The organism is Derxia lacustris, assembly GCF_002105195.1.
In the GTDB taxonomy this organism is placed as follows: domain Bacteria; phylum Pseudomonadota; class Gammaproteobacteria; order Burkholderiales; family Burkholderiaceae_E; genus Derxia; species Derxia lacustris.
Genome location: NZ_MUHU01000056.1, coordinates 1 through 6275 on the forward strand (window position 1 = coordinate 1; position 6275 = coordinate 6275).

6 protein-coding genes are annotated in these 6275 nt (G+C 72.7%); 2 read left to right on the top strand and 4 right to left on the bottom strand.

Translation table 11 applies throughout. The features are described 5' to 3' along the window. Positions 1-42: 42 nt before the first annotated feature. Together B9P64_RS23275 and B9P64_RS23280 are read right to left on the bottom strand one after the other, a co-directional pair. Positions 43-1116 carry a hypothetical protein gene (locus B9P64_RS23275; RefSeq protein WP_085318458.1) on the bottom strand — a complete coding sequence of 358 codons (1074 nt, stop codon included), beginning with the start codon at positions 1114-1116 and terminating at the stop codon, positions 43-45. Then, positions 1113-2240, bottom strand: a complete 1128-nt coding sequence (locus B9P64_RS23280) for a globin domain-containing protein (RefSeq protein WP_328589881.1) — start codon at positions 2238-2240, stop codon at positions 1113-1115. The genes B9P64_RS23275 and B9P64_RS23280 overlap by 4 nt, the downstream gene beginning before the upstream one ends. Positions 2241-2446: 206 nt before the next feature. On the opposite strand from B9P64_RS23280, the gene B9P64_RS23285 reads away from it, so the two are divergent. After that, positions 2447-3562 (top strand): NADH:flavin oxidoreductase/NADH oxidase, encoded by a 1116-nt coding sequence (locus B9P64_RS23285; RefSeq protein ID WP_085318459.1) that lies wholly within the window; start codon positions 2447-2449, stop codon positions 3560-3562. Between the two features lie 244 nt (positions 3563-3806). After that, on the top strand, positions 3807-5252 hold the full coding sequence (gene pdxR, locus B9P64_RS23290) for a MocR-like pyridoxine biosynthesis transcription factor PdxR (RefSeq protein WP_085318460.1): 1446 nt from the start codon (positions 3807-3809) through the stop codon (positions 5250-5252). Here pdxR and B9P64_RS23295 read toward each other — a convergent pair. Then, complete coding sequence (locus tag B9P64_RS23295) at positions 5227-5844, bottom strand: HipA N-terminal domain-containing protein (protein WP_085318461.1); 618 nt, start codon at positions 5842-5844, stop codon at positions 5227-5229. The genes pdxR and B9P64_RS23295 overlap by 26 nt on opposite strands. 29 nt (positions 5845-5873) lie before the next feature. After that, positions 5874-6200, bottom strand: a complete 327-nt coding sequence (locus B9P64_RS23300; protein ID WP_217808743.1) for a helix-turn-helix domain-containing protein — start codon at positions 6198-6200, stop codon at positions 5874-5876. Between the last annotated feature and the right edge of the window lie 75 nt (positions 6201-6275).

Sequence of the window (6275 nt, forward strand, 5' to 3'; positions counted from 1 at the left end):
GGGGTATGTGGTGGGGCGGGGTGCTGGACCGCGCCCGTCGCCTCACTCCTGAAACACCTTCTCAACCCAAGCCCGCCGCAACGCCCGCCCGCAAGCCACCGACTTCACGCTCGGCGCGGCTTCCGGATCGCCGATGCCGACCACCGCCGCGCGCGCGACGATGCCGTACCAGGTGCGGCTCCTGTCGATCCACGGATAGAAGCCGAACGCGCCCGGGCTGCTGAACGCGCCGTCGCCATGCTCGCGGTCCTCGACCCAATGCCCGAGCGAGTAGCGCGGCGTTTCATCGGCGGGGAAGGGGCTGCGCAGCGCCTCGCCGGGGCAGGTGGCCGGATTGGTGCAGAACGCCGGCCGGCCGAGCAGGCCGCCGAGCGCCAGCCCGCCGTCGAGCAGCCGGCGCAAAAACTCGCCGTACACGCGCGGCGAGGTGCGCAGGCCGCCGGCCAGCTGCGGCTGGGTGTAGGCAAAGTCGCTGCGCGTGGTGTGCAGGCCCAGGCCGTCCGAGATCAGCCGGCCCAGCTCGACATTGCCCAGCTCGCCCAGATGCATGACCTGATCGGCATGCACCTGCATGTGGCCGCCGCCGTACCAGAACTTGCCGACCGCCGCCGGATCGAGCCGGTCGTTGTCGCCGCGTTCGGCGCAGCCGTGCACCGTGTCGTCGCGGCGGCAGTTGCGGAAGGAGGTGCGGCCGCTGCGCAGGCTGAGCGCCGCCACGTCGGCCGGCGTGAGCGGGCCGCCGCGTTCCTGTGCGACCCAGGCGGCATAGACCAGCTTGGACGCCGAGGCGACCGGCATGGCGGTCTCGGCGCCGAACAGCATGCCGCTCGCGCCCGAGGCCAGCGCGCGGCCACGGTCGCCGATCTCCCAGTAGAACGGGCGGATCTCGGCGCAGGCCAGCGACGACTCGGCGGTGTGGCGCACGGCGGCGGTGCGCGCGGCGATCACGTCGTCGGGCTCGCGGTCGGGGTCGCTCGCGGCGATCTGCGAAATCTCGATGCGCGCGGCGGCGGGCTCGACCGGCGGCGCGGCCAGCGCCAGCGGCGCCAGCCCGAGCGCCAGCAGCGCGGCCAGACCGGCGCACGGCACTGCGCGGCCAAGCGTCGGCGCGCTCATGCCGCCACCTGCGCGGCCGTGTCGCCGCCCGCGCGCAGCAGCAGCCGCACGATCATCGGCTGACGAAAGCGCGCGCCGTCCGGCCCCAGATGCGGCTCGAAGGCGGCGCGCACCTCGGCCAGTTTGGCGGCGTCGATCTGATGGTCGGCAAAGCTCGGCCGCATCATCCGCGCCTCGAATTCGGCAAAGCTGGCAAACACGCGCGGCGCGTCGAAGCGGCCGGCGATCAGCTCGGTCCAGGCGCCCGACTCCAGCGCCGCGTCGAGCGCGGCCTGGGCGGCGGCGCGCACCTCGCCCTCGTCGTTGTAGAGCTTGACGATGTCGTTGAACGGCCCCTCGTACATCGGCTCCGACACGTAGAGCTGGCCGCCCGGCTTGACCACCCGCGCCACCTCGGCCAGCGCCGTGCCCATCAGCGGCACCGGTACGTGATGCAGCGACTTGAGCATCAGTGCCAGGTCAAAGCTGGCGTCGGCGCAAGGGATGGCCTGGGCGCCGGCCGCGATGAATTGCAGGCGCTTGCGCGGCTCGGCCAGGTTCCTGGCGTGCTGCACGGCGTCGACTTCGAGCGCCGTCACATGGGCGCCGGCATGGCGGTCGAGCAGCTCGCGCGCCACGCGGGCCGCGCCGCAGCCCAGCTCGATGATGCTGGCGACGCCGGGCCGGGCCAGCTCGTCGATCACGTCGAGTTCGTTTTCCACCAGCGGCGGCGGGGGCGGCTTGGGCGCCTCGGTGTTGATGATGTGGGTCGCCATGCCCTCGAAGGCGCCGTGGATCGCGCCGCGCAGGTCGAGGTCGGGCACCTGTTCTTCCAGCGCGGTGCGCATGCACAGCATCCACTGGTCGCGCTCGGCCGGACCGATCCTGAACGGGAAGTGGCGCGCACGCAGGCGTGGATGGCCGCGCTCCTGCTCGAACAGCGGCGGCCCGCCGAACCAGCCGCTCAAAAACTTGAACAGGCTCTCGTTGGCGCGCGGCAGGTCGGGATGCATCTTGCGGATGCCGTAGGCCTCGGGCAGCTCGTCCATCACCGCATAGAAGCGGTCGACGAGGGCCTGGATGCCGGCCGCGCCGCCGAGGCGGGCGTAGATGGTGTCGGCGGGGGCTTGCGCGTTATCGGTCATGGCGGGGGCAGGTTGCGTTGCGGGCGGTGGCGATGGTCGCCTATCGCGCGCCGGCTGTGGTTGGCGGCGCGGCGCTTGTGCGCCATGCGGCGCAGTCCGGCGGTTGCGGTGCAACGGCGGTTTGCGCGGCTTGCCGGCCGGCGGGGCCGGAACGAAGCTTGCCCGCCCTGCGTCCACTGCCGGTCGGCCGGTCTTCGAGGAATCCCATGTCCCAGCTATTCACAGCCTTGCAACTCGGCGCACTCGCGCTGCCCAACCGCATCGTCATCGCGCCGATGTGCCAGTACTCGGCGCAGGACGGCACGCCGGGCGACTGGCATCTGGTCCATCTGGGCACGCTGGCGCAGTCGGGCGCCGGCCTGCTCATCGTCGAGGCGACCGGCGTGTCGCCCGAGGCGCGCATCTCGCCGGCCGACCTGGGCCTGTGGAGCGATGCCAACGAGGCCGGCTTTGCGCGCCTGCTGGCCGCGATCCGGCGCTTCTCGGCCATGCCGCTGGCGATTCAGCTGGCCCATGCCGGGCGCAAGGCGTCGAGCCGCGCGCCCTGGGACGGCGGCAGCCAGATCGCGCCCGATGCGCCCGGCGGCTGGCAGGCGGTGGCGCCGTCGGCGCTGCCGCATGCCGAGGGCGAAGTGGCGCCGCTGGCGCTCGATGCTGCCGGTCTGGCCAAGGTGCGGGCCGATTTCGTGGCCGCCGCCGAGCGCGCGGTGCGGCTCGGCTTCGACGGCATCGAGCTGCATGCGGCGCACGGCTATCTGCTGCACCAGTTCTTGTCGCCGATCGCCAACCGGCGCAGCGACGAGTACGGCGGCAGTCTGGCCAACCGCATGCGGTTTCCGCTGGAGGTGTTCGATGCGGTGCGTGCCGCGGTGCCGGCCGGGCTGCCGGTGTGGCTGCGCGTCTCGGCCACCGACTGGGTCGAGGGCGGCTGGGATCTGGACAGCAGCTTGGCGCTGGCCCATGCGCTCAAGGCGCGCGGCGCCGCTGCCATCCATGTGAGCAGCGGCGGCGTGTCGCCGGCGCAGCAGATTCCGCTCGGCCCCGGCTATCAGCTGCCGTTCGCGCGCCGCATCAAGGCCGAGGTCGGGCTGCCGACCATCGGCGTGGGGCTGGTGACCGAGCCGGCCCAGGCCGAGGCCGCCATCGCCGACGGCACGGTCGATGCGGTGGCGCTGGCGCGCGCCATGCTGTTCGACCCGCGCTGGCCCTGGCATGCGGCGGCCGCGCTCGGCGCCCAGGTGACGGCGCCGCCGCAGTACTGGCGCTCGCAGCCGCGCGAATTCAAGGGCTTGTTCGCCGGCGCGCGCATCGGCCAGCGCTGAGCGTGGGCCGCCTGGAAGCCGCTGCCGGCGATTGCCCGGCGGCCCGGCGCCGGGTCGGACACATGCCTGTCCGCCGCTGCCCGGCCGTCTTGCACCGGGCAAAGCCGGCACCCGCCGGCCGAATGTCGGGCGCATCGCCGGCCGGCCCGGACACGATTTACGTCGATGGTTCAATCCCGCCTCGATGCCGGGAGCGCCGCCCGTTGAACCCGGCGGGCCGGCCGGATTCGCAGGAGGCCAATCGATGGAGTTGCAAGTCGTCATCGAGGGCGACAGCGACCAGACCGGACAGCTGTACCGGCAACTGAAGGACGCAATCAGCACTGGCCATCTGGCCGCCGGACAGCGACTCCCGCCATCGAGGCAGCTTGCAACCCAACTTGGCCTGTCGCGCAAGATCGTCGCCGAGGCCTATGCGCGCCTGACCTACGACCGGCTGGTGGTCGGGCGCATCGGCAGCGGCACTTATGTGAGTGAGCACGGACGGCGCCAGCCGCTGGCCCAGCCGCCGCCGGCCCAGGCGGTGGGCCGGCCCGGGCTGGAGCGCTGGCGCGGCCTGCCGAGCGCGCCGCGCCGCAGCGCGCCGTCGCCGCCCCAGCCGCCGCGTTTCGAGCTGCTGCCGGGCCGGCCCGATCGGCTGCTGTTTCCGCATGACGAATGGCGCCGCTGCGTGCTGTGGGGCTTGCGCCAGAGCGCTCGGCTCGGCGCCGGCTACGGCGATCCGCGCGGCCTGCCGATGCTGCGCGAGGCCATCGCGCGCCATGTGGCGTTTGCGCGCGGCGTGCGCTGCTCGGCCGACGACATCGTGGTGACCAGCGGCGCCCAGCAGGCCATGGACCTGGTGGCCCGCGTGACGGTCGAGCCCGGCAGCGCGGCGGCGGTGGAGGAGCCCGGCTACGGCCCGGCGCGGCTGCTGCTGGCCGGCATGGGCGCGCGGGTGCAGGGCGTGCCGGTCGACCGCGAAGGCATGCTGGTCGAGCAGATCGCCGCCGACACCCGGCTGGTGCATGTGACGCCGACCCACCAGTACCCGCTCGGCATGCAGATGAGCCCGCGCCGCCGCATGGCGCTGCTGGCGCGGGCGCGCGAGCTGGGCGCCATCGTGATGGAGGACGACTACGACAGCGAGCTGCCGCATGCCGGCCGGCCGGCCAATGCGCTCCAGAGCATCGACGACCACGGCAGCGTGGCCTTCGTCGGCAGCTTCTCCAAGACGCTGGCGCCGGATCTGCGGCTCGGCTACGTGGTGGCGCCGCCGGCCATCCTCGATGCGGTGATCCATGCCAAGCAGCTGAGCGACTGGCATACCGCCACGCCGATGCAATGGGCGCTGGCGCGCTTCATCGACAACGGCGAGCTGCTGCGTCACATCAAGCGCAGCCAGCAGACTTACGCCACCCGGCGCGAGCGGCTGGCGCTGCGCATCGATACCGCGCTCGGCCACTGGCTGGAGCGGGTGCCGAGCGTGGCCGGGCTGCATCTGAGCGCGATGTTCCGCGGCCCGGTCGACACGCGCCGGCTGGTGGCCCAGGCCTGGCGCGCCGGCGTCGGCCTCGATGCGCTCGACGGCTGCTATCGCGACAGCCCGCCGCGCTCGGGGCTGATGTTCGGCCTCGGCAGCATCGAGCTGGCCGACATCGATGCGGCGGTCGAGCTGCTGCGGCTCACGCTGACCCAGCTGCATCCCTGAGGCCTGCGCCGCTAGAGCGCCCGCAGCTGGGCGCCGATGGCGGCGATCTGCGCCGGCGCCACGCCGGCGGTCTCGGCAAAGCCGGCCCAGCCGTCGATGGCCGCGCGCACCTGTCCAGGTCGCCGGCGACGGCCTTGCGCGCCTCGTCGACCAGCGAGTTCAGCGCGATGGCGGTCGGCTTGTGGCGCACCGGTCCGCGTGCCGGCTTGAAGCCGAGGGCGCCCATCGCGCGCTCGCCCATGTAGGCCAGCCGGTCGAGCGCGGTGATGGCCGAGGGCGCAATGCCGCGATCGGCCATGTAGCGGTCGATGAGCGCATTGCCGAAGTCGTCGGGCAGGGCGTCGCTCAGCAGGGCCGGGAGGCGCTTGTAGGTGGCTTCGGGCAGATCGGTGAACAGGAAGGGATCGGCACTGCCGGCCGGCATGTGCAGCGGCGCCGGCTCGATGCCGAGCCGGCGGAAGCCGGGCGTGTAGGCGAAGGCGTAGTAGCCATAGGTCGGGTCGAGCGCGACCGAGCCCATGTGGACGCCCCACAGATGCACCTCGACGCTGTTGACGGGCTGGTAGCGGGCAGGGGGCTTGCGGCTGGCCATGGCTTTGCGATGAAGAAGGGGTGCGGCGGCTAGGGCGCGGTCGGTGGCTTGCGGCGGCGCGCGCGCTGGCGTGGCGCGGCGGCGCGGGTGAGCGTGAGCGGATTGATGCTGGCCACCGGCGCGATGGTGTCGAGCCAGCCTTCGCGGCCCAGCGCGCGCAGCACGCAGACCAGCGTGTGCAGGGTCGAGCCCTGGCCGGCTTCCAGCCGCTTGAGTGCGGTCAGGCCGATGCCGGCACGACCGGCCAGCGTCTGCTGGTCCAGATCGCGCGACAGGCGCAAGGCGCGCAGCCGCTCGCCGATGGCGGCTTCCATCTCGGCGGGCGTCTGGCTGGTGGCTTGAAGATCAGGTGGCATGTACGCCTGCGGCAACAGCTTCAAATACGGCTGCTAACATGAAAAAATCGCGTTTGGAGCCGCTTTTTCAACGAT